This is a genomic window from Mesorhizobium sp. C264A, from assembly GCF_040324515.1.
In the GTDB taxonomy this organism is placed as follows: Bacteria; Pseudomonadota; Alphaproteobacteria; order Rhizobiales; family Rhizobiaceae; genus Mesorhizobium.
Genome location: NZ_JAMYVY010000002.1, coordinates 1,395,936 through 1,414,359 on the forward strand (window position 1 = coordinate 1,395,936; position 18,424 = coordinate 1,414,359).

Sequence of the window (18,424 nt, forward strand, 5' to 3'; positions counted from 1 at the left end):
CCCATCAGGAAAATCCGCGCATGACATCGTTTGCAAGCTTTTCCAGCCGCTTCGGCATCGCCGTCCTGCTCGTGGCGCTGGCGGATTTTTTCTTTTACGGCCAGCCCGCCGGGATCACGGTGCTGCTGTTTGCCATCCTGATCGCCGGCGCGGTGGTCGCTGTGCATCCTGCCGCACTGAATTCCACCCGACCCTGGCTCAAGCCGGCCGCTTTGTTCGTCGCGCTGCTGCCGCTGGCCGAGAACGTCAGCCCGCTGTCGGTGGCGATAGCTGTCGTGGCGCTGGTGGTGTTTGCGCTGTCCCTGTCCGGGCGGCTGCGGCACGGCATCGCCCGCATTGCCGGCCAGGTCGCGCTGTTCCTGCTGGCGGCGCCGCTGCGCCTTATCCGTGACTTTTTCCAATGGCGCCGCACGGTGCGCCGGCTTGGCGGCCGCCGCATCCACCTGGCGTCCATCATCGTCTGGGTCATGCCGGTGACGCTGGGCGCGGTGTTCCTGCTTTTGTTCGGCACCGCCAATCCGGTCATCGAATACTGGCTGTCGCTGATCGACCTGATGAAGCTGCTCGATCTCATCCAGCTGGCGCGGATCGTCTTCTGGCTGTTCGTGCTCGCCGGCGTCTGGGCTTTCCTGCGGCCTCGCCTGCCGCGCTTGCTGCGCCGACCCCCACGCCGCCTTCCACCTTTGGCGCCGCCTGCAGCCGTGGCCGCACCGGCCGCGACAAAATCCGCCACGACGATCGAGGCCGTCGTCTTCGGCAAGGCCGCGATCTTGCGCGCGCTGATCGTCTTCAATGCCCTGTTTGCGCTGCAGACCGGGCTCGACGCCGCCTATCTCTGGGGCGGGGTCGCCCTTCCCGACGGGTTGAGCTATGCCGCTTATGCGCATCGCGGCGCCTATCCGCTGATCGCCACCGCGCTGCTGGCCGCCGGCTTCGTGCTGGCGGCGCTGCGGCCGGGCAGCGAAACGTCAAGCGATCCGCTGATCCGCCGACTGGTCTATGCCTGGGTGGCGCAGAACATCGTGCTGGTCATTTCGTCGATTCTCAGGCTCGATCTCTATATCGGCGTCTATGCACTGACCTACTGGCGCATCGCGGCTTTCGTCTGGATGGGGTTGGTGGCGTCAGGGCTTGTACTGATCATTGCCCGCATCGCGCTTGGAAAATCCAACGAATGGCTGCTCTCCGCCAATCTTGCGACGCTATCGGCGACGCTTTATGCCTGCTGCTTCATCAACTTCGCCGCAATGATCGCCAATTTCAATGTCGACCATTCCCTTGAAATGACCGGCGACGGCACGCCTATCGATACCGAATATCTGCGCTCGCTCGGCGCTGCCGCCATGCCGGCGCTGGACCGCCTCTACATGCACCAATTCGGAAACCAAACCACCTATCTGGCCGACCAAATGATGATCGACGACACTATCGCCGAGCAGAAGCAGTGGCGCGCCTGGAGCTTTCGCGGCTGGAGGCTCGTGCAGGTTCTCGACAAGAGAGGTCCGCTCGTGCTTCCTCCACCTACCCAGCCCTCGCAACCTTCAGTGCCGGACCGTTAGATCCATGCCGCATCAGATCCTGGTCGCCGACGACGATCCGCACATACGCGAGATCATCTGCTTTGCGCTGGAGAGGGCCGGGATGAAGACGCAGGCCGTCGCTGACGGCGCAGCCGCCCTGCAGGCGATCGAAGGCCGCGAGCCCGACCTCGTCGTGCTCGATATCGGCATGCCGGAGATGGACGGGCTGGAAGTCTGCCGGCGGCTGAGGCAGCGCTCCGATGTGCCGATACTGTTCCTGTCGGCGCGAGACGAGGAGATCGATCGCATCCTCGGGCTCGAAATGGGCGGCGACGACTATGTGACGAAACCGTTCAGCCCGCGCGAGCTGGTGGCGCGCGTCAACGTCATCCTGCGTCGCGCCCGCCCGCTGGCGCCGGATCCGGCCGATGACAGGGCCTTTGCGCATGGCAAGCTCAGCCTGGTGCCGGCCAGCCACGGCGCCAGTTTCGACGGCAAGGCGCTGGCGCTGACGGCGATCGAATTCTCGATCCTGAAAGGATTTCTGGCGCGGCCGGCGCATGTGCTGGGGCGCGACCTGGTGGTCGCTAGCGCCTATGCCGCCAACATCCATGTCGCCGACCGTACCGTCGACAGCCACATCCGCAACATCCGCGCCAAGCTGGCGGCGGCAGGCTGTCTCGACGCCATCGAAACCGTGCATGGCGTCGGCTTCCGGCTTGGCCGATGCGGCGCCTGAGCGACGCCAAATGGATCGGCACCAAATGGCGGCCAAGGCTGGCCACGGTGGTCCTCGCCATCCTCATCATGGTGCTGGCGCTGCCGCTGGTCGGCCTGTTCTTCTTCCGGCTTTATGAAAACCAGCTGATCCGCCAGACCGAGGGCGAGTTGATCGCGCAAGGCGCCGTCATCGCCGCCATCTATGCGCAGAATATCAGTGACGCCGCCATTGCCCCGGAGAAGCTTGGGGTGCCGATGCAGGCTGACAGCGGCGAAGCCAGCCGCGGCGACGACACGCCTTACCAGCCGATCGAGCCTACCCTCGATCTCGCTTCCGACTACCTGCTGCCGACCCGACCCGCCGGCATCGCCGCGGCCATCGATCCAGCCTTCGCGGCGATCGGCGCCAGCCTGTCCGGCATTCTCGACACGACGCAAAAAACCACGCTGGCCGGCTTCCGGCTGCTCGATCCGCGCGGCGTTGTCATTGCAGGGCGCGACGAGGTCGGACTATCGCTGGCCAATGTCGAAGAGGTGCGCACCGCCCTTGCCGGCCACTACGCCAGCGTGTTGAGACAAAGAATTCCCGACCAGCCGCCACCGCCCCTCTATTCGGTCAGCCGCGGCACGAAAGTTCGCGTCTTTGTCGCCATGCCGATCGCGGTCGACGGCCATGTCGCCGGCGTGATCTACCTGTCTCGAACGCCGAACAACATCGTCAAGCATCTCTATGGCGAACGCGGCAAGGTGACGCTGGCGGCCATCGCCATGCTCTCTGGCACGCTGCTGATCGCGCTGGTGTTCCTGCGCACCGTGAGCCGGCCGATCTACGCGCTGATGGAGCGCACGAGGCGCATCGCCGCCGGCGACCGCGACGCGATCCGGCCGCTCGACCATCACGGCACGCGCGAAATGGCCGAGCTGTCCGCCGCCTTCCTCGACATGGCGGAAAAGCTGCAGGCGCGCTCCGACTCGATCCAGACCTTTGCCACCCATGTCTCGCACGAGCTCAAATCGCCGCTGACGGCGATCCAGGGCGCGGCCGAACTCTTGCGCGATTCCGGCGAGGCGATGGACGCGGCAGAGCGCAAGCGGTTTTCCGGCAACATCGTCAACGATGCCGGAAGGCTCAATCTGCTGGTACGGCGCCTGCTCGATCTGGCGCGCGCGGAAAACCTGGCGCCGAGCGGCGAAAGCACATCGCTCGATGCGGCGCTGGCATTGCTGCCGGTGGACGGCAGGCTGGCTGTGACCATCGAGACGGGCGGCGAAACCGGTCTGCGCATCTCGGCCGAGAATGCGGCGATCGTGCTTGCCAACCTGATCGACAATTCCGCCAGGCACGGCGCGACCCAGGTTTTGCTGGCGGCTGCCAGCGCCGACGGCAAAGTGACGATTGCGATCAGCGATGATGGCGCCGGCATTTCGCCGAGCAACAGGGCGCGCATTTTCGAGCCGTTTTTCACCACGCGGCGCGAGTCCGGCGGCACCGGCATGGGCCTTGGCATCGTGCTGGCCCTCCTGAAAGCGCATGATGGCACGATCGCGCTGGTTGACTCCGGGCGCGGCACGCGCTTCGAGATTTCCTTGCCAGCCGCGTGAGGGCTGGTGGATCGGAGAACAAAGTGCGCTACGACATCGTCATCATCGGCGGAGCCATCGTCGGCTCCTCGGTCGCCTACTACCTTCGCGAGGAAGGCTTTTCCGGCTCCATCGCGCTGATCGAACGCGACCCGCAATTCGCCCATGCGGCAACGACGCTGTCCATGGCCTCGATCCGTCAGCAATTCTCGATTCCGGAAAATATCCGGCTGTCGCAGTTCACGCTCAACCTGTTCCGGCGGCTGAAGGAGACCTTCGGCACCGACGCCGATATCGGTTTTCGCGAAGGCGGCTATCTCATCCTGGCCGGCGACGCCGGGTTGCCGATCCTGAAAGCCAACCACGAGGCGCAGGTCGCCGAGGGCGCCGACATTCTGCTCGAGGACGCCGACCAGCTGGCAAAGCGCTTTTCATGGCTGTCGACCGAAGGCATCAGCGCCGGCGCCTTCGGCCGTACCGGCGAGGGCTGGTTCGACGCTCATGCCATGTTGACGCTGTTTCGCAAGGCATTGCGTGACAGACAAATAGATTTCATCGCCGCCGATGTCACCGGCATTGAGAGGCAGGGCAACCGCGCCGCCGGAGTGGACCTCGACAATGGCGAAAGACTGCAAGCCGGCATCGTCGTCAACGCCGCCGGGCCGAATGCCGGCAAGGTGGCCGGCATGGCGGGACTCGTGCTGCCCGTCGAGCCGCGCAAGCGCAACGTTTTCGTCTTCGAGGCGCGGGAAAAATACGTCGACATGCCGCTGCTGGTCGACCCATCCGGCATCTATGTCCGGCCTGAAGGCTCGGTCTATCTCACCGGCGGCGCCGAACCGGAGGAGGGCGATGGCCCCGCCGACCCCAGGGATTTCGACGTCGACTGGCCGCTGTTCGAAGAGGTGATCTGGCCCGTGCTGGCAACCCGTATCCCTGCCTTCGAGGCGATCAAGCCGACACGCGCCTGGGCCGGCCACTACGACTACAACGCGCTCGACCAGAATGCGGTGATCGGCCCGCATCCCGAGGTCGGCAATTTCATCTTCGCCAACGGATTTTCAGGCCACGGCCTGCAGCAGGCGCCGGCCGTCGGCAAGGCGCTGGCGGAGTTGTTGGTGCATGGCGGGTATCGGACGGTGGATTGCTCGGCGTTTGGGTACGCCAGAGTGGCTGAGGGAAGGGCGTTCCGGGAATTGAATGTGATTTGAGGCGGCAAAAGCTCACTGTCGAGTTCCCGCCCACCCCCCTCTGCCCTGCCGGGCATCTCCCCCGCAAGGGGGGAGATTGGCAGCTTCGGCGAAGGCGCCATTCTTGCAACGTCGGCGATTGGCGAAAGCGGTCGCGGCATCTGATCTCCCCCCTTGCGGGGGAGATGGTCGGCAGGCCAGAGGGGGGTGCTGTCCCGCGAGAGTCTAAGCAACCATCGCACTGACAGCCATCGCGTTGCCCAGTGCATGCCCGGCGGCCGTGTTGTCGAAAATGCCCCAGACCTCGGCACCGGAAGCGGCCGTTGCTTCCACTTGCCGCGCAAACCGGTCGAGCGTTTCGGTATCGTAACCCGAATAGTAGATGCGCGGCGCGCCGTGCCAGCGGAAATAGGCAAGGCCGGGCCAGCCACCCGGCCCTGCTGCCTCCGGAACCGAAGCCGGGTCGGCGGCGACCCGGGCGACCTGGTGACCGGCCAGCAGTGCGTCCGTCTCGGCACTGAACCAGGTGGGATGGCGCGGCTCGCATGCCAGCCTTGCCCGGATACGCTTGCCCAACATGTCGAAGAAACCGCCGGCGACCTCCGGCTCGAAGGGCAGGCTCGGCGGCAGCTGCACCAGAAGCACGCTCAGCTTTTCGCCGAGACCTTCGACCTGCCCGAGAAAGTCCTCTGTCAGCCCCTCGCAATCGGCGAGGCGATGCTCATGGGTCATGCTCTTCGGTGCCTTGACCGCGAAGCGGAAGTGCTCCGGCACGGCGTGAGCCCAGCGCTCATAGGTCTCGCGGCGGTGCGGCTTGTAGAACGAGGTGTCGATCTCGACGACCGGAAAGCGTTTTCCGTAACGTTCGAGATGCGAACCGGACTGCGGAAACTCAGCCTTGTATCGAGACGGAATTCCCCAGCCGGCGGTGCCTATGAGAGATCGGCGATTTCCCATGCTGGGGATGTGGACCGGATGAAGCGCGGGTCAAGGGCGGCAAGGAGGCGTTGCTCAGCAGGGTCCTGAACACCGTTCCGCATTGCCCGATAACCTTGCCCGCCTTGACTGCCCAACCCGGTCGGCAATTGCGCCCGATGCGGCGTCAGCCCTCGCGGGAGAACCAGAACGCGTCGGCCATGCGCTTCATGCCGATACGCTCGTAGAAGCCGACGGCGTCGGGCATCGAGATCAGGCTGATGGCGACCGAAGGCCCAAGCTGCCGGCGGGCCTCGTCCATCAGGCCCTTGCCGATGCCGACGCCTTGCGCCGATTGCGACACGGCGAGCTCTGAGACGTAGCACACCCAGGAAAAATCGGTGATGGCCCTGATAACGCCGATCAGCGGCCTGCCTTCGATGTCGAGCCGCGCCGTGAGCACCAGGTTCGCGCCTGAAAGCATCGCTTGCAGCCGGGCGTCGTCATCGACGGGGCGTGTTTCGCCGAGCGTGGATTCGACCAGCACGCGGCGGAATTCAGCGACGTCGAGCTCAGGCTCACTGGCATAGATAATATTCGATTGTGTGGTCATGGGCGCAAGGTGCACCAGCGGCGGCCGGTTTTAAAGACGTTTGCCGCCGATCTTTCGATCGGGCCGCGCACCAACAGTTGCCTTTTATTTGCCGGCGGCTTTGTGTAAACCGGGCGCAGCAAACCCTGACGCAACGAATTCGATCAAGAACGGGCAAAAGCCATGGAAAAATTCACCAAGCTCACCGGCGTCGCCGCACCGATGCCGATCGTCAATGTCGACACCGACATGATCATCCCCAAGGATTATCTCAAGACGATCAAGCGCACCGGGCTCGGCAGCGGCCTGTTCGCCGAAATGCGCTACAAGGACGATGGCTCGGAAAACCCCGACTTCGTGCTCAACAAGCCAGCCTACCGCAAGGCGCAGATCCTGGTCGCCGGCGACAATTTCGGCTGCGGTTCGAGCCGCGAACACGCGCCGTGGGCGCTGCTCGATTTCGGCATTCGCTGCGTCATCTCGACGTCGTTCGCCGACATTTTCTACAACAACTGCTTCAAGAACGGAATCCTGCCGATCACCGTCAGCCCCGAAGACCTGGAGAAGCTGATGGACGACGCCTCGCGCGGCTCCAATGCGACGGTGTCGGTCGACCTCGAGGCCAAGGAAATCCGCGGCCCCGACGGCGGCGTGGTCGCCTTCGACCTCGACGACTTCAAGCGCCACTGCCTGCTGAACGGTCTCGACGATATCGGCCTGACCATGGAGAAGGCCGGCGCCATCGCCTCGTTCGAGAAGAAGAACGCTGCCGAGCGTCCTTGGGCCTGAGTGGTACGAGATGGCCCGGCCGCCACAAAGCCGGGTTCGTGGCGGCTGAACGGAGGGGACAGTCATGACACGTTTTCTTCTTGCCGGCGCCTGCGCGCTGGCGTGGATGCTGATGCCGGTGGCCGGCGCGCAAGCACAGACCGACAAGATACTCGTGCCGGCAGAAGATCCGTCCGCCGCCGATCTGGGCGCGTCGAACAATGCGGCCCTGGCGGACGATGACAGCCAGGGGCCGGTCCCGTTCGAGGGCGGGCAGCTGACCATCACCCAGCCGGAGCAGGATGGCGAGAAGGTGCTGGCCTATGACGGCAAGCAGCTGGCCAGCAATTATGACGTGTTCTTCGACAGAACAGTCAAGGTCGGCGGCGTCGACGTGGCGCTGGTCGATGTCGGCGACGGCGGCAACCAGTGCGGCCCGGCCAAGGTCATCGTCTGGAAGCCGGAAGGCGGCGAGATACAAAGCCTCAAGGTCGAACAGGAAGAATGCGGCGCGCCGCCGGCGGCGGTGGCCGACAACGCCATCTATTTCGTGCCGTATGTGTTGCCGGGCGATACGAAGCAAGCGCTGCAATGGTCGCCCAGCGACGGGCTGACGATCTCGGGCGACCTGACCTACGCGCCGGAGCCGGGTACGGACTGGAAGGACGTCGATCCGGCCAAATACCAGAACATCATCGACGCCTTCCACAATGAGGCCGTCTACAAGGCGGCGCAGACGCTGCTCGGCGACACCATGCCCGACATGGCGACCAGCCTGCTGGTCGGCGCCGGCACCGAAAAGACGGCGTCGGGCGCCTTCTACGCCACCGGCTGCGTGCCGCACGCATGCGGCAGCAATGACGGTTTCATGGCGGTCGACCCGGCCAAGCACACGCTCTACTTCGCCCGGCGCGGCGACAATGGCGAGCCGCAGGCGTGGCCTGACGTGAAGACCTGGCCTGCGGATGTGAAGGAAGCAATGGACAAGGCGCAGGAGTCGGGGAACTAGAGTTCGCGGCAGCGCGGCGAACACTCGGTGTTCATGCTTGTTCCGTCGCGATCCGTCACACCCCCCTCTGCCCTGCCGGGCATCTCCCGCTCAAGGGGGAGATCAGGCGTCACTCTGGCTTTCGCCAATCGCAAATGTGGAAAGCGAGAAAGGCGTCCGAACTGCTAATCTCCCCCCTTGAGGGGGAGATGGCCGGCAGGCCAGAGGGGGGTGCTGTCCCGCCGACGACCAAGATTTGCACCTGACTTGGCCCATGGTCTGGCCGGCCCTTTTCCTGCAAAGTGTCCGAAACCACAGCGAGGCTCCATGCGCACACTCATCTCCACCGGTTCGCCCTTCGAAAAAACCGCCGGCTATTCGCGCGCGGTGGTGCAGGGCGACTGGTGCTTCGTCTCGGGAACCACCGGCTATGACTATGCGACGATGGCCATGCCGGAAACGGTGGAGGCGCAGACGCGCAATTGTCTGGCGACCATCGCCGAGGCGCTGAGGGATGGCGGCTTCGACATGGCCGATGTGGTGCGGGCGCATTACTACATCACCGACCAGGCCTTCGTGGACGTGGTCTTCCCCATCCTCGGCGAGGCTTTCGGCGAGATCAGGCCGGCGGCGACGATGATCGTGTGCCAGCTCAACAAGCCGGAAATGAAGATCGAGATCGAAGTCACGGCGCTGCGGCGCACGGCTTGAGGAGGCAAAGCCATGACGGTCCGGCGCATCGTGGCCAATATCGGGACACCAGACGCGGCAGCGGCGAAACGCTTCTATCAGGACGTGCTTGGCCTCGATGTGCTGATGGATCAGGGCTGGATCGTCACCTTAGGCTCCGACGCACGGATGCAGGTGCAGATCAGCTTCATGGCCCAGGGCGGCTCCGGCACGCCGGTGCCGGACCTCTCCATCGAGGTCGACGATGTCGATGCGGCGCTGCAAGGCATGAAGGCCGCCGGCTTTGCCGTCGAATACGGTCCGGCCGACGAGCCGTGGGGCGTAGGGCGGTTTTATGTGCGCGATCCGTTCGGCCGGTTGGTGAATATTTTGTCCCATAAGTGATTTGTTCCTCTCCCCCGCCTCTGTCGAGGGCGAGGAACCCAGGTTCTGAGAGGCGGGCGCCGTCGTAGCGTTCTTCATCCCCTTGCGCCGCAAGCTCTTGGCGTTTAGCAAGGCCGCGGTTTCTCCAAACAGTGTTGGGACGGTTCTCCATGGCTTCGAAAAATCTTCTCCTGCTCGCCGGCGATGGCATCGGCCCCGAGGCGATGGCCGAGGTGAAGAAGCTGATCGCGGCCATGAACGTCAAGCTCGGCAGTGATTTCGTCACCGATGAGGGTCTGGTCGGCGGCTGCGCCTACGATGCGCATGGCGCGGCGATTTCGGATGCCGACATGGCAAAGGCGATGGCTGCGGATGCGGTTCTGTTCGGCGCCGTTGGCGGGCCGAAATGGGACAAGGTGCCTTACGAGGTGCGTCCCGAGGCCGGGTTGCTACGGCTGCGCAAGGACATGGAGCTGTTTGCCAATCTGCGCCCCGCCATCTGCTATCCGGCGCTGGCCGCGTCCTCTTCGCTGAAGCAGGAGGTGGTCGAAGGCCTCGACATATTGATCGTGCGCGAGCTTACCGGCGGCGTCTATTTCGGCGAGCCCAAGCAGATCATCGATCTCGGAAACGGCCAGAAGCGCGGCATCGACACGCAGGTCTACGATACGTTCGAGATCGAGCGCATTTCGGGCGTCGCCTTCGAGCTGGCGCGCACCCGCAAGAACCATGTGACATCCATGGAGAAGCGCAACGTCATGAAATCCGGCGTGCTGTGGAACGAGGTCGTCACCCAGACCCAGAAGACTCGCTATGCCGACGTCAAGCTCGACCACATGCTGGCCGATGCCGGCGGCATGCAGCTGGTGCGCTTGCCAAAGCAGTTCGACGTCATCGTCACCGACAATTTGTTCGGCGACATGCTGTCCGACATCGCCGCCATGCTGACCGGATCGATCGGCATGCTGCCGTCGGCCTCGCTCGGCGCGCCCGATGTGAAGACCAAGAAGCGCAAGGCGCTGTACGAGCCGGTGCATGGCTCGGCGCCCGACATTGCCGGCCAGGGCATCGCCAACCCGATCGCCATGATCGCGTCGTTTGCCATGTGCCTGCGATATTCCTTCGGCATGGTCGATGAGGCCGACAAGCTCGAAGGCGCAATAGCCGCCGTGCTCGACGACGGGCTGCGGACGAAGGATATTTTGTCCGAGGGCATGACCGAAGTCGGCACTGTCGCAATGGGCGATGCCATCATCGCCAAGTTCCTGGCTTAGCGGCCGACTCAGCGGATCTCGCCGGCCAGCCGTTTCAGCAGGCCGACGAGTTGCGCCTCATCCACGGCTGAGAAAAAAGCAGCGTCGGCGGCTTCGACGGCGACGATAGCGCGCTGGACTGCGGCCGTCCCCGTCGTGGAGACGCGGATCACCTTGGCGCGGGAATCCCGCGGGTTGGTGTCCCGCACAATCAGTCCCTTTGCCTCGAGCCGGGCGACGACGTCCGATGTCATCTTCACCTCGGTGCCGGCCTGGGCGGCGAGCTGCACCTGGTTAGGCGGCTCGCCATAGCGGCCGAGCCACATCGCCGAAGCCAGCAGCACGAACTGGACATGCGTAAGGTCAAGCGGGGCCAGCGCCGCCGTCATGACGCGCTGCCAGCGCATGGTGGTTCGCCAGAGCAACAAGCCGGGGCTCTCGGATGGTCCGCTGAAGCGCGTTTGCAGATCCCCCCGATCAGCCACCGTTCGCCAACTCCCTTGCCTGCTCGAACAGTTTGGCCATCGAAGTGTCGAAATCGCCGCTGATCTGCGGCCCGAGCTCTGGTCCGACCTCGGCGGCCGATGGGCCGGAAATCTCGAGGCGATGCGTCACTTGAGTGCCACCCTCGACCGGCGTCAGCGTATGCCTGAACAGCAGTTTCGTGTCGCCGAACGAGGTCTCGTCGGCATACGTTACAGTGTCGACAAGATCGACGATCGTCGATTCGAAGGTGTCCTGCCCGACGGGCGTTACAGAGAGGCGGGTGCCCTTGGCGAACGGGCCGTGCAGCACGAACGTATCGGACCCTTCGTAGGTGAGGCGGCCTTCGTGCAGCGCCTTGAGCGCGTTCCAGATGGCCTGCGCCGAAAGGGGGGAAATTGCGGTGTACTCGTTGGTCCACATTTGTCTTGGCTCCATCATCCCTTTTCGATCGTCGATTTAACGAGTGCACAGATTATCTGTGCGCAGACAAAATGGCAAGAGAAATATTTTGTTCGTCCGGTCAAAACAGCAGCTGCCTTCCTGGCTGCGACCTAAGCCATTGTTAAAGCACGGCTGTCCGCAAACAGCCGGCAGCTCATTTCTGGTGCGGTCTAGGCTCCGCCTCCTCCAGGCACCGGCCCCCACTGGTTTTCGTGGGCCTGGGTCGGGATCAATCCGAGTATCAGCGCGAGGATCAGCGTAGCCGGAGCGAACATGAAGGTGAATGCGAAGTAAGGTATTGCCAGCCAGCCGGTCAGGCCGATGTCGTGCAAGCGGCGCACGACGAGCCCGACCCAGGGCAGGAACGTCGCTAGCCAAAACAGCCCCCAGACGCCGATCATCACAATCGGCCAGTTGCCGGCATCGAAATTGCCGACGGCCTGGTCGGCGAGGGCGCCGGCAATTCCGACCAGGATGAAGCTGACGGTCCAGAACAGGCAGTAGCCCCAGAATTCCTTGCGGCGGGCGCGTTCGGCGAAGTTGATGTAGTTGCGCGTCACGCCTCGCCAGAAATAACCCGGCAGTCCGCTATCGCGAACCGCGCCGTCTTCCGCCAGGCGGCCGAAATGCTGTGGCGCGGCTGAAGCGGCAGCCGCCTTGGGCGGCGCGACGCTTGCCGCTGGCGCCGCGGTGGCCGGACTGGCGGGCTGGGCGCGGATTGAAAAAACGTCGCGCGCCTGACCGCTTGCCGGCAGAAACTCGACCACGGCGCCGTTCGCGATCACGGTATCACGGCGCAGATCCTCGCGCGCGAAGGTGTAGCGGTTGCCGTCCGCCCCGGTGATGAAGCCGAAACCTTGGGCCTCGTCATAGTGAAGAACTTCGCCGCGCATTTAGCCTTGCCCCCGTGTAGGCACAGACTGTTCAAAGTTGCGGCGGACTGCAAGGGGGTGGACGAAATGGAGGGCAAACGGTTCAGGCATGAGTTGCTTTATTTTCCGGTGCGTTGGCGCTGCCCCTCACCTGCCTGCCGGCATCCCCTCCCCGTATAGTGACGGAGAGAGGGGTCGCTGTTATCGACGATTCCGCCAATCACCAACGCTGCAAGAAGAGCGCCAAGGCTGCGGTCCGCCCTTTCTCCCGTCACTATACGGGGAGAAACGCCAGGCAGGGCAATGAGGGGCAGCGCCTGCATTTGTAATTGGCCGATAAGAGCCTCAAACCGGCCGCTTCTTCGGCTTCTTGTTCTTCGGCGGTCCCGCCTTGTCGAATTTCGGTTTCCCGGCCCAAGGCTTTGCATCGCCGGCGGGCCGTTCCCGCTTCTCGAATTTCGGCTTGTGTGCGCTTTGCGGCGCCTCGAACGGTCGCTTGCCGCGATGCGGCTTCTTGTCGGGCTTCGGCGCCTGGTAGCCGGCCCGCGACAGGTCGGGCGTGCCGTCCAGGCGCTTCACCACGATGTTGCCCTGCAGCTTCTTGTCGGGGCCGATGGCAGCGAGGAAGCGATCGGCCCAGTCGGCCGCGATCTGCACGTAGGTCTCATCCTGCTGCATCTTGATGGAGCCGATCTCGCGCTTGGAGATGTTGCCGGTGCGGCACAGCATCGGGATCAGCCAGCGCGGCTCGGCATTCTGCTTGCGCCCGATCGACAGCGAGAACCAGACGCTGTCGCCGAAATCGTCGCGGCGGCTGGGCGCTTCGTCGCGGCGTTCGAATTTTTCGCCCGCCGGTCTGTCACGCGACGGCGTGAAGGCCGCGACCTCCGTCAGTTCCTCGGGCGCCGAGCGGCTGGCGCGGCATTGGCGCACGAAGGCGGCCGCAATCTGTTCGGCGCCATGCCTGGCCAGAAGCGCGTCGATGAAGCCGCGCTCGTCCTCGGCCACCGGCTCGTCGAAGGCTGGATCGGCAAGGATGCGCTCGTCGTCGCGCTTGATCACGTCGTCGGCCGAGGGCGGGCTCGCCCATGTCGCCTTGAGGCCGGCATTCTGCAGCAGGCGCTCGGTGCGCTTGCGGGCGCCGTTGGGCACGATCAGCGCGCTGACGCCCTTGCGGCCGGCGCGGCCGGTACGGCCGCTGCGATGCAGCAGCGTTTCGGGATTGGTCGGCAGATCGGCATGGATGACCAGTTCGAGATTGGGCAGGTCGATGCCGCGCGCCGCGACATCCGTGGCGATGCAGACTTTGGCGCGTCCGTCGCGCATCGCCTGCAGCGCGTGGGTGCGTTCGTTCTGGCTGAGCTCGCCCGACAGTGCGACGACGGAAAAATTGCGGTTGTTGAAGCGTGCCGTCAGATGATTGACGGCGGCGCGGGTGTTGCAGAACACCAGCGCGTTCTTCGCCTCGTAAAAGCGCAGCACGTTGATGATGGCGTTCTCGCGGTCGGGATAGGCGACATTCAGCGCCCGGTATTCGATATCGAGATGCTGCTTTTCCTCGCCACCGGCCGAGATGCGTACGGCGTCGCGCTGATAGCCTTGCGCCAGCGTGGCGATCGAGCGCGGCACGGTGGCCGAAAACATCAGCGTGCGGCGCTGAGCCGGTGCGGCATCGAGGATGAATTCGAGGTCCTCGCGAAAGCCGAGGTCGAGCATCTCGTCGGCCTCGTCCAGCACCACGGCTTTCAGCGCCGACATGTCGAGAGAGTTGCGGGTGATGTGGTCGCGCAGGCGGCCGGGCGTGCCGACGACGATGTGGGCGCCGCGCTCCAGCACGCGCCGTTCGGAACGCATGTCCATGCCGCCGACACAGGACGCGACGGTGGCGCCGGTCGGCGCGTAGAGCCATTGCAATTCGCGCATCACCTGCAGAGCGAGCTCGCGCGTCGGCGCCACGGCCAGCGCCAGCGGTGCGCCAGCCTGGTCAAAACGCTCGGCGCTTCCAAGAAGGGTCGGTGCCAAAGCCAGGCCGAAGGCGACAGTCTTGCCGGAGCCGGTCTGCGCCGACACCAGAGCGTCGGCCTCGCCGAGTTCCAGCACCGCCTTCTGCACCGGCGTCAGCTCGGTATAGCCGCGTTTTTCCAGCGCCTCTGCCAGCGCAGGAACGATACGTTCGAAATTGGACATCTCACTCTTTCGGAATTCGGGGCATGGGCTCATCATGCAGCACATGCCGGGGCTGGCGCCACGCCAGCCAAACACTATTTGGGCGTTCGTACTTCTTGCGGCCGCTATTGTACAGGGCAAGCGAGTGCCTTGCCGCAATTGACTCCTGACGCAAACCGCGTAAAAGCCGGCATCGAACGGGATCATTTTCGATGCGCGGCCTTCTGATGGCTCTTCTTGCATTCGACTTCCCCGGCCACAATCATGGGGCCGGGCGCGTTGGCGCGTCTTACCGTTCCAGCAAAACTATGGCCAAAACCACCACCAAAACGGTGTGATTCCCTTGGCCTAACCACCCTCTCCCGGGTCCGGCCCGGGGGACGAAACCCGCATTGGCCGGCGGGTTTTCTCCAAAAACCAAGCGGAGAGGGACAGGAGATTTCTGATGAGTTTCAAGGTTGCGGTAGTCGGCGCCACGGGCAATGTGGGTCGCGAAATGCTCAACATACTGGAAGAGCGCGGCTTTCCGGTAAGCGAAGTCGTGGCGCTGGCCTCGCGGCGCAGCCAGGGCACCGAAGTGTCGTTCGGCGACCGTTCGCTGAAGGTCAAGACGCTCGACCAGTATGATTTTTCCGACACCGACATCTGCATCATGTCGGCCGGCGGCAACGTCTCGAAGGAGTGGTCGCCGAAGATCGGCAAGCAGGGCTGCGTCGTCATCGATAACTCGTCGGCCTTCCGCTACGACCAGGACGTGCCGCTGATCGTGCCGGAAGTTAACCCGGATGCGATCTCGCTGTTCACCCGCAAGAACATCATCGCCAATCCGAACTGCTCGACGGCGCAGCTGGTCGTGGCGCTGAAGCCGCTGCACGATGTCGCCACCATCAAGCGCGTCGTCGTCGCCACCTATCAATCGGTATCCGGCGCCGGCAAGGAGGGCATGGACGAACTCTTTACACAGACCCGCGCGGTGTTCGTCGCCGATGGCGTCGAGGTCAAGAAGTTCACCAAGCGCATCGCCTTCAACGTCATTCCGCACATCGACGTCTTCCTCGACGACGGCTCGACCAAGGAAGAGTGGAAGATGGTCGCCGAGACCAAGAAGATGCTCGACCCCAAGATCAAGCTGACGGCGACCTGTGTGCGCGTGCCGGTGTTCATCGGCCATTCCGAAGCCGTCAACATCGAGTTCGAAAAGCCGATCACCGCCGACGAGGCGCGCGATATCCTGCGCGAAGCGCCAGGCTGCCAGGTCTTGGACAAGCGCGAGGATGGCGGCTACATCACGCCGCTGGAATCGGCCGGCGAGGACGCCACCTTCATCTCGCGCATCCGCGAGGATTCGACCATCGACAACGGCCTGTCGATGTGGATTGTCTCCGACAATCTGCGCAAGGGCGCGGCGCTCAACGCGGTGCAGATCGCCGAGCTTCTGGTCGAGCGCGGCCTGATCCAGCCGAAGAAGAAGGCGGCCTGACGGCTGGTTTGTTTTCGCTCACGGGGTTCGGCCTTCGGCCGATTCCGTTTATTCGCTCACGGGCCGTATCGCCGCTGCCGCGGCGGGCCCTCCGCGGGGGCGCCGGAAAGCCGGCGGCCCGCAGTCGCGGGCTCGGCCTTCGGCCGAAGCCTTCCTTCTCCCCGTTCACGGGGAGAAGGTCCCGGCAGGGGGATGAGGGCAGCGCTGACCTCTGTTGAGAAACGCCTTTGAACGATCCCACCAAAATCGTGCTGCGCCCCGCCACGGCTTTGGATGCCGCGACCATCGCCATTGTCATGCGGGCCGCACTTGGCTCGTTCTCCTGGATGCCGGTCATCCACACGCCGGATGAGGATATTGCCTTCATCCGCGAGATCGTGCTGTCCCGGCAGCAGGTGACGGTCGCCGAGACCGGCACCGGCATTGTCGGCTTCATTGCCCTGAGCGGCGATTGGGTGGAACAGCTCTATCTCGACCCCGCCTGGATGGGGCAAGGCATCGGCAGCCGGCTGCTGGTGCAAGCGACCGCCGCGCTACGGATCGTTAAACTGCATTGCTTCCAGGCCAACACCGGCGCGCGTCGGTTCTACGAGCGCCATGGCTTTCGCCCGGAGACGTTCGGCGACGGCACCACCAACGAAGAAGGCCTGCCGAATCTCTACGTGCGTCGAGCTTGATACTCAGCCGGCGCTATCCTTGGCCAGTTGGCGCAATAACTCCATCGCTTCCTCGGCCCGCTCAGCGGGCACGAACAGATGGTCATGATAGAAAGCAGAGACCGGATTGACGCCCATGCCGGCGGCGGCCAGCCGGGCGGTGATGGCGGCGAGGAAGCCGACGGCTTCCAGCGAGGAGTGGACGTTCAGGGTGATCATGCGGCAGCGGAACGAAGCGGTCAGCCCGGCCGCCCGTGCCGCGTCCTCGGTCACGATCAGTGTCACACCCTCGCGCTCGCGAAAGACCATCACGGGATCGAGGCCTGCCTGCCGGCTGATTCCAGGTGTGAGCGTAGCGAACACGTAGACGTCCGGCAGCAGTTCCGGCGTCATCGCCGCCAGCAGCTTTTTCAGATCAGTCTCGCCGGCCATTCGCTCGTCTCTCGCCCAGCCCTATCAATAGCCGTGACTGGTGGATGTCGATAGTCCGTCAAGGTGGAGGGACAGCGCCCCCCTCTGCCCTGCCGGGCATCTCCCCCGCAAGCAGGGAGATCGGCGGTTTCGATGCTCCGCTCATTCATGGAACATTGCCGAAGCGGTCGAGCGTGTAATCTCCCCCCTTGCGGGGGAGATGGCCGGCAGGCCAGAGGGGGGTGTGAAGGATCGCCACGCAGCGGCTTTTGCTTGCTGCTACCCAAAAAGAATCCGCACACTGTAGGATCGCCGCCCCATCGCTCGTCCTTGGTCCGAAGCCAGCAAACGGCTCGAACCGCTTAGGAGGGAACACCCGTGAGTATTTCTCAAACCATGCCCGTCTCATCGGGCGCCCTGTGGACCGGCCGCGTGCTCAGCGACCTCATCATCCTGTTCATGATCTTCGACGGCGTCATCAAGCTGCCGCCGCTCGATGTCGTCACCCAGACCATGGTGCCGCTCGGCTGGCCGGCCGATGTCAATGTCGCGCGCACGCTCGGCATTATCGGGCTGATCTCGACCGCGCTCTATGCGCTGCCCCGCACCTCGGTGCTCGGCGCCATCCTGCTCACCGGCTATCTCGGCGGCGCCATCGCCACAAACATGCGCGTCGGCAGCCCCTTGTTTTCGCACACGCTGTTTAGCGTCTATCTCGGCATCATCCTGTGGGGCGGTCTCTATCTGCGCGACCCAAGCGTGCGCGCCCTGATCCCGTTCAGCCGTTAAGCGAGGAGAAAAACATGCTCAGCACCATTCTCATCATCCTGGTCGTCATCATCGCCGCCGTGCTCATCTATGCGGCGACGAGGTCGAATGATTTCGTCACCGCCCGCACCGCCAGCATCAAGGCCGCGCCGGAAGCGATCTTTCCGCTGATCAACAATTTCAAGCACTGGCCGGAGTGGTCACCCTACGAAAAGCTCGACCCCGAGATGAAGCGCACGCTGTCGGGCGCTGATGCCGGCAAGGGCGCCGACTACGCCTGGGAAGGCAATGCCAAGGCCGGCAAGGGACGCATGGAGATCGTCAATTCCGTGCCATCCTCGCTGGTGTCGCTGAAGCTCGACTTCGAGAAGCCGTTCCGGGCCAACAACAGCGTCGACTTCACCCTGAAGCCCTCGGGCGACACCACCGCAGTCACCTGGGCAATGCGCGGCAGCCGGCCCTTCATTGCCAAGCTTTTGGGCCTCTTCATGAATTTCGATACGCTGATCGGCAAGGATTTCGAGGCTGGCCTCGCCAATCTGAAGAAGGCCACTGAAAGGTAAA

Annotated in this window: 20 protein-coding genes; 13 read left to right on the forward strand and 7 right to left on the reverse strand. The window is 64.0% G+C overall.

All coding sequences use genetic code 11. The annotated features are described in order from the left end of the window. Nucleotides 1-20 precede the first annotated feature (20 nt). Genes NKL04_RS25820 through NKL04_RS25835 form a run of 4 tightly spaced genes read left to right on the forward strand, consistent with a single transcriptional unit; the run spans nucleotide 21 to nucleotide 5,032 of the window. On the forward strand, nucleotides 21-1,559 hold the full coding sequence (locus tag NKL04_RS25820; RefSeq protein WP_023702573.1) for a DUF4153 domain-containing protein: 1,539 nt from the start codon (nucleotides 21-23) through the stop codon (nucleotides 1,557-1,559). A 4-nt stretch (nucleotides 1,560-1,563) separates the two neighbouring features. Continuing rightward, nucleotides 1,564-2,259 (forward strand): response regulator transcription factor, encoded by a 696-nt coding sequence (locus tag NKL04_RS25825; RefSeq protein WP_023702574.1) that lies wholly within the window; start codon nucleotides 1,564-1,566, stop codon nucleotides 2,257-2,259. Then, on the forward strand, nucleotides 2,247-3,842 hold the full coding sequence (locus NKL04_RS25830) for a HAMP domain-containing sensor histidine kinase (protein WP_023702575.1): 1,596 nt from the start codon (nucleotides 2,247-2,249) through the stop codon (nucleotides 3,840-3,842). Before NKL04_RS25825 ends, NKL04_RS25830 begins: the two co-directional genes overlap by 13 nt. 23 nt (nucleotides 3,843-3,865) lie before the next feature. Beyond that, on the forward strand, nucleotides 3,866-5,032 hold the full coding sequence (locus NKL04_RS25835; protein WP_031209772.1) for an NAD(P)/FAD-dependent oxidoreductase: 1,167 nt from the start codon (nucleotides 3,866-3,868) through the stop codon (nucleotides 5,030-5,032). Nucleotides 5,033-5,236: 204 nt separating this feature from the next. Here NKL04_RS25835 and NKL04_RS25840 read toward each other — a convergent pair whose 3' ends face one another. Then, nucleotides 5,237-5,968, reverse strand: coding sequence for a DUF72 domain-containing protein (locus NKL04_RS25840; protein ID WP_023694558.1), 732 nt, complete (start codon nucleotides 5,966-5,968; stop codon nucleotides 5,237-5,239). A gap of 145 nt (nucleotides 5,969-6,113) precedes the next feature. Next, nucleotides 6,114-6,539 carry a GNAT family N-acetyltransferase gene (locus NKL04_RS25845; protein ID WP_023694557.1) on the reverse strand — a complete coding sequence of 142 codons (426 nt, stop codon included), beginning with the start codon at nucleotides 6,537-6,539 and terminating at the stop codon, nucleotides 6,114-6,116. Nucleotides 6,540-6,701: 162 nt separating this feature from the next. On the opposite strand from NKL04_RS25845, the gene leuD reads away from it, so the two are divergent. The 5 genes from leuD to leuB all read left to right on the forward strand — a co-directional run bounded on the left by leuD (nucleotide 6,702) and on the right by leuB (nucleotide 10,601). Beyond that, a complete protein-coding gene (gene leuD / locus NKL04_RS25850) occupies nucleotides 6,702-7,307 on the forward strand; it encodes a 3-isopropylmalate dehydratase small subunit (RefSeq protein WP_023702578.1) in 606 nt (201 codons plus the stop codon). A 64-nt stretch (nucleotides 7,308-7,371) separates the two neighbouring features. Beyond that, nucleotides 7,372-8,295 (forward strand): Ivy family c-type lysozyme inhibitor, encoded by a 924-nt coding sequence (locus NKL04_RS25855; RefSeq protein WP_023702579.1) that lies wholly within the window; start codon nucleotides 7,372-7,374, stop codon nucleotides 8,293-8,295. 306 nt (nucleotides 8,296-8,601) lie between these two features. Further along, a complete protein-coding gene (locus NKL04_RS25860; protein ID WP_023702580.1) occupies nucleotides 8,602-8,985 on the forward strand; it encodes a RidA family protein in 384 nt (127 codons plus the stop codon). Nucleotides 8,986-8,997: 12 nt separating this feature from the next. Next, nucleotides 8,998-9,348, forward strand: coding sequence for a VOC family protein (locus NKL04_RS25865; RefSeq protein ID WP_023702581.1), 351 nt, complete (start codon nucleotides 8,998-9,000; stop codon nucleotides 9,346-9,348). A gap of 149 nt (nucleotides 9,349-9,497) precedes the next feature. Further along, nucleotides 9,498-10,601: a 3-isopropylmalate dehydrogenase gene (leuB, locus tag NKL04_RS25870; protein ID WP_023702582.1), complete on the forward strand. Its 1,104-nt coding sequence runs from the start codon at nucleotides 9,498-9,500 to the stop codon at nucleotides 10,599-10,601. Nucleotides 10,602-10,609: 8 nt separating this feature from the next. Here the strand turns inward: leuB and NKL04_RS25875 are convergent, their stop codons facing one another. The 4 genes from NKL04_RS25875 to NKL04_RS25890 all read right to left on the reverse strand — a co-directional run bounded on the left by NKL04_RS25875 (nucleotide 10,610) and on the right by NKL04_RS25890 (nucleotide 14,566). Continuing rightward, nucleotides 10,610-10,987 carry a MarR family winged helix-turn-helix transcriptional regulator gene (locus tag NKL04_RS25875; protein WP_023671693.1) on the reverse strand — a complete coding sequence of 126 codons (378 nt, stop codon included), beginning with the start codon at nucleotides 10,985-10,987 and terminating at the stop codon, nucleotides 10,610-10,612. Nucleotides 10,988-11,057: 70 nt separating this feature from the next. Beyond that, a complete protein-coding gene (locus tag NKL04_RS25880; protein WP_023671694.1) occupies nucleotides 11,058-11,486 on the reverse strand; it encodes an SRPBCC family protein in 429 nt (142 codons plus the stop codon). Nucleotides 11,487-11,677: 191 nt separating this feature from the next. Further along, a complete protein-coding gene (locus NKL04_RS25885) occupies nucleotides 11,678-12,400 on the reverse strand; it encodes a DUF805 domain-containing protein (RefSeq protein WP_023702583.1) in 723 nt (240 codons plus the stop codon). Nucleotides 12,401-12,724: 324 nt separating this feature from the next. Continuing rightward, a complete protein-coding gene (locus NKL04_RS25890) occupies nucleotides 12,725-14,566 on the reverse strand; it encodes a DEAD/DEAH box helicase (RefSeq protein WP_023702584.1) in 1,842 nt (613 codons plus the stop codon). A gap of 424 nt (nucleotides 14,567-14,990) precedes the next feature. Here NKL04_RS25890 and NKL04_RS25895 point away from each other — a divergent pair, with 424 nt between their 5' ends. Both NKL04_RS25895 and NKL04_RS25900 read left to right on the forward strand, forming a co-directional pair. After that, nucleotides 14,991-16,025 carry an aspartate-semialdehyde dehydrogenase gene (locus tag NKL04_RS25895; protein WP_023671698.1) on the forward strand — a complete coding sequence of 345 codons (1,035 nt, stop codon included), beginning with the start codon at nucleotides 14,991-14,993 and terminating at the stop codon, nucleotides 16,023-16,025. Nucleotides 16,026-16,252: 227 nt separating this feature from the next. After that, nucleotides 16,253-16,702, forward strand: a complete 450-nt coding sequence (locus NKL04_RS25900) for a GNAT family N-acetyltransferase (protein WP_023702585.1) — start codon at nucleotides 16,253-16,255, stop codon at nucleotides 16,700-16,702. A gap of 3 nt (nucleotides 16,703-16,705) precedes the next feature. Here the strand turns inward: NKL04_RS25900 and NKL04_RS25905 are convergent, their stop codons facing one another. Continuing rightward, nucleotides 16,706-17,113 carry an ACT domain-containing protein gene (locus tag NKL04_RS25905; RefSeq protein ID WP_023702586.1) on the reverse strand — a complete coding sequence of 136 codons (408 nt, stop codon included), beginning with the start codon at nucleotides 17,111-17,113 and terminating at the stop codon, nucleotides 16,706-16,708. Between the two features lie 357 nt (nucleotides 17,114-17,470). On the opposite strand from NKL04_RS25905, the gene NKL04_RS25910 reads away from it, so the two are divergent. Together NKL04_RS25910 and NKL04_RS25915 are read left to right on the forward strand one after the other, a co-directional pair. Beyond that, a complete protein-coding gene (locus tag NKL04_RS25910; protein WP_031209773.1) occupies nucleotides 17,471-17,881 on the forward strand; it encodes a DoxX family protein in 411 nt (136 codons plus the stop codon). Nucleotides 17,882-17,895: 14 nt separating this feature from the next. Beyond that, nucleotides 17,896-18,423 carry an SRPBCC family protein gene (locus tag NKL04_RS25915; RefSeq protein ID WP_023702588.1) on the forward strand — a complete coding sequence of 176 codons (528 nt, stop codon included), beginning with the start codon at nucleotides 17,896-17,898 and terminating at the stop codon, nucleotides 18,421-18,423. Nucleotide 18,424: the final 1 nt, after the last annotated feature.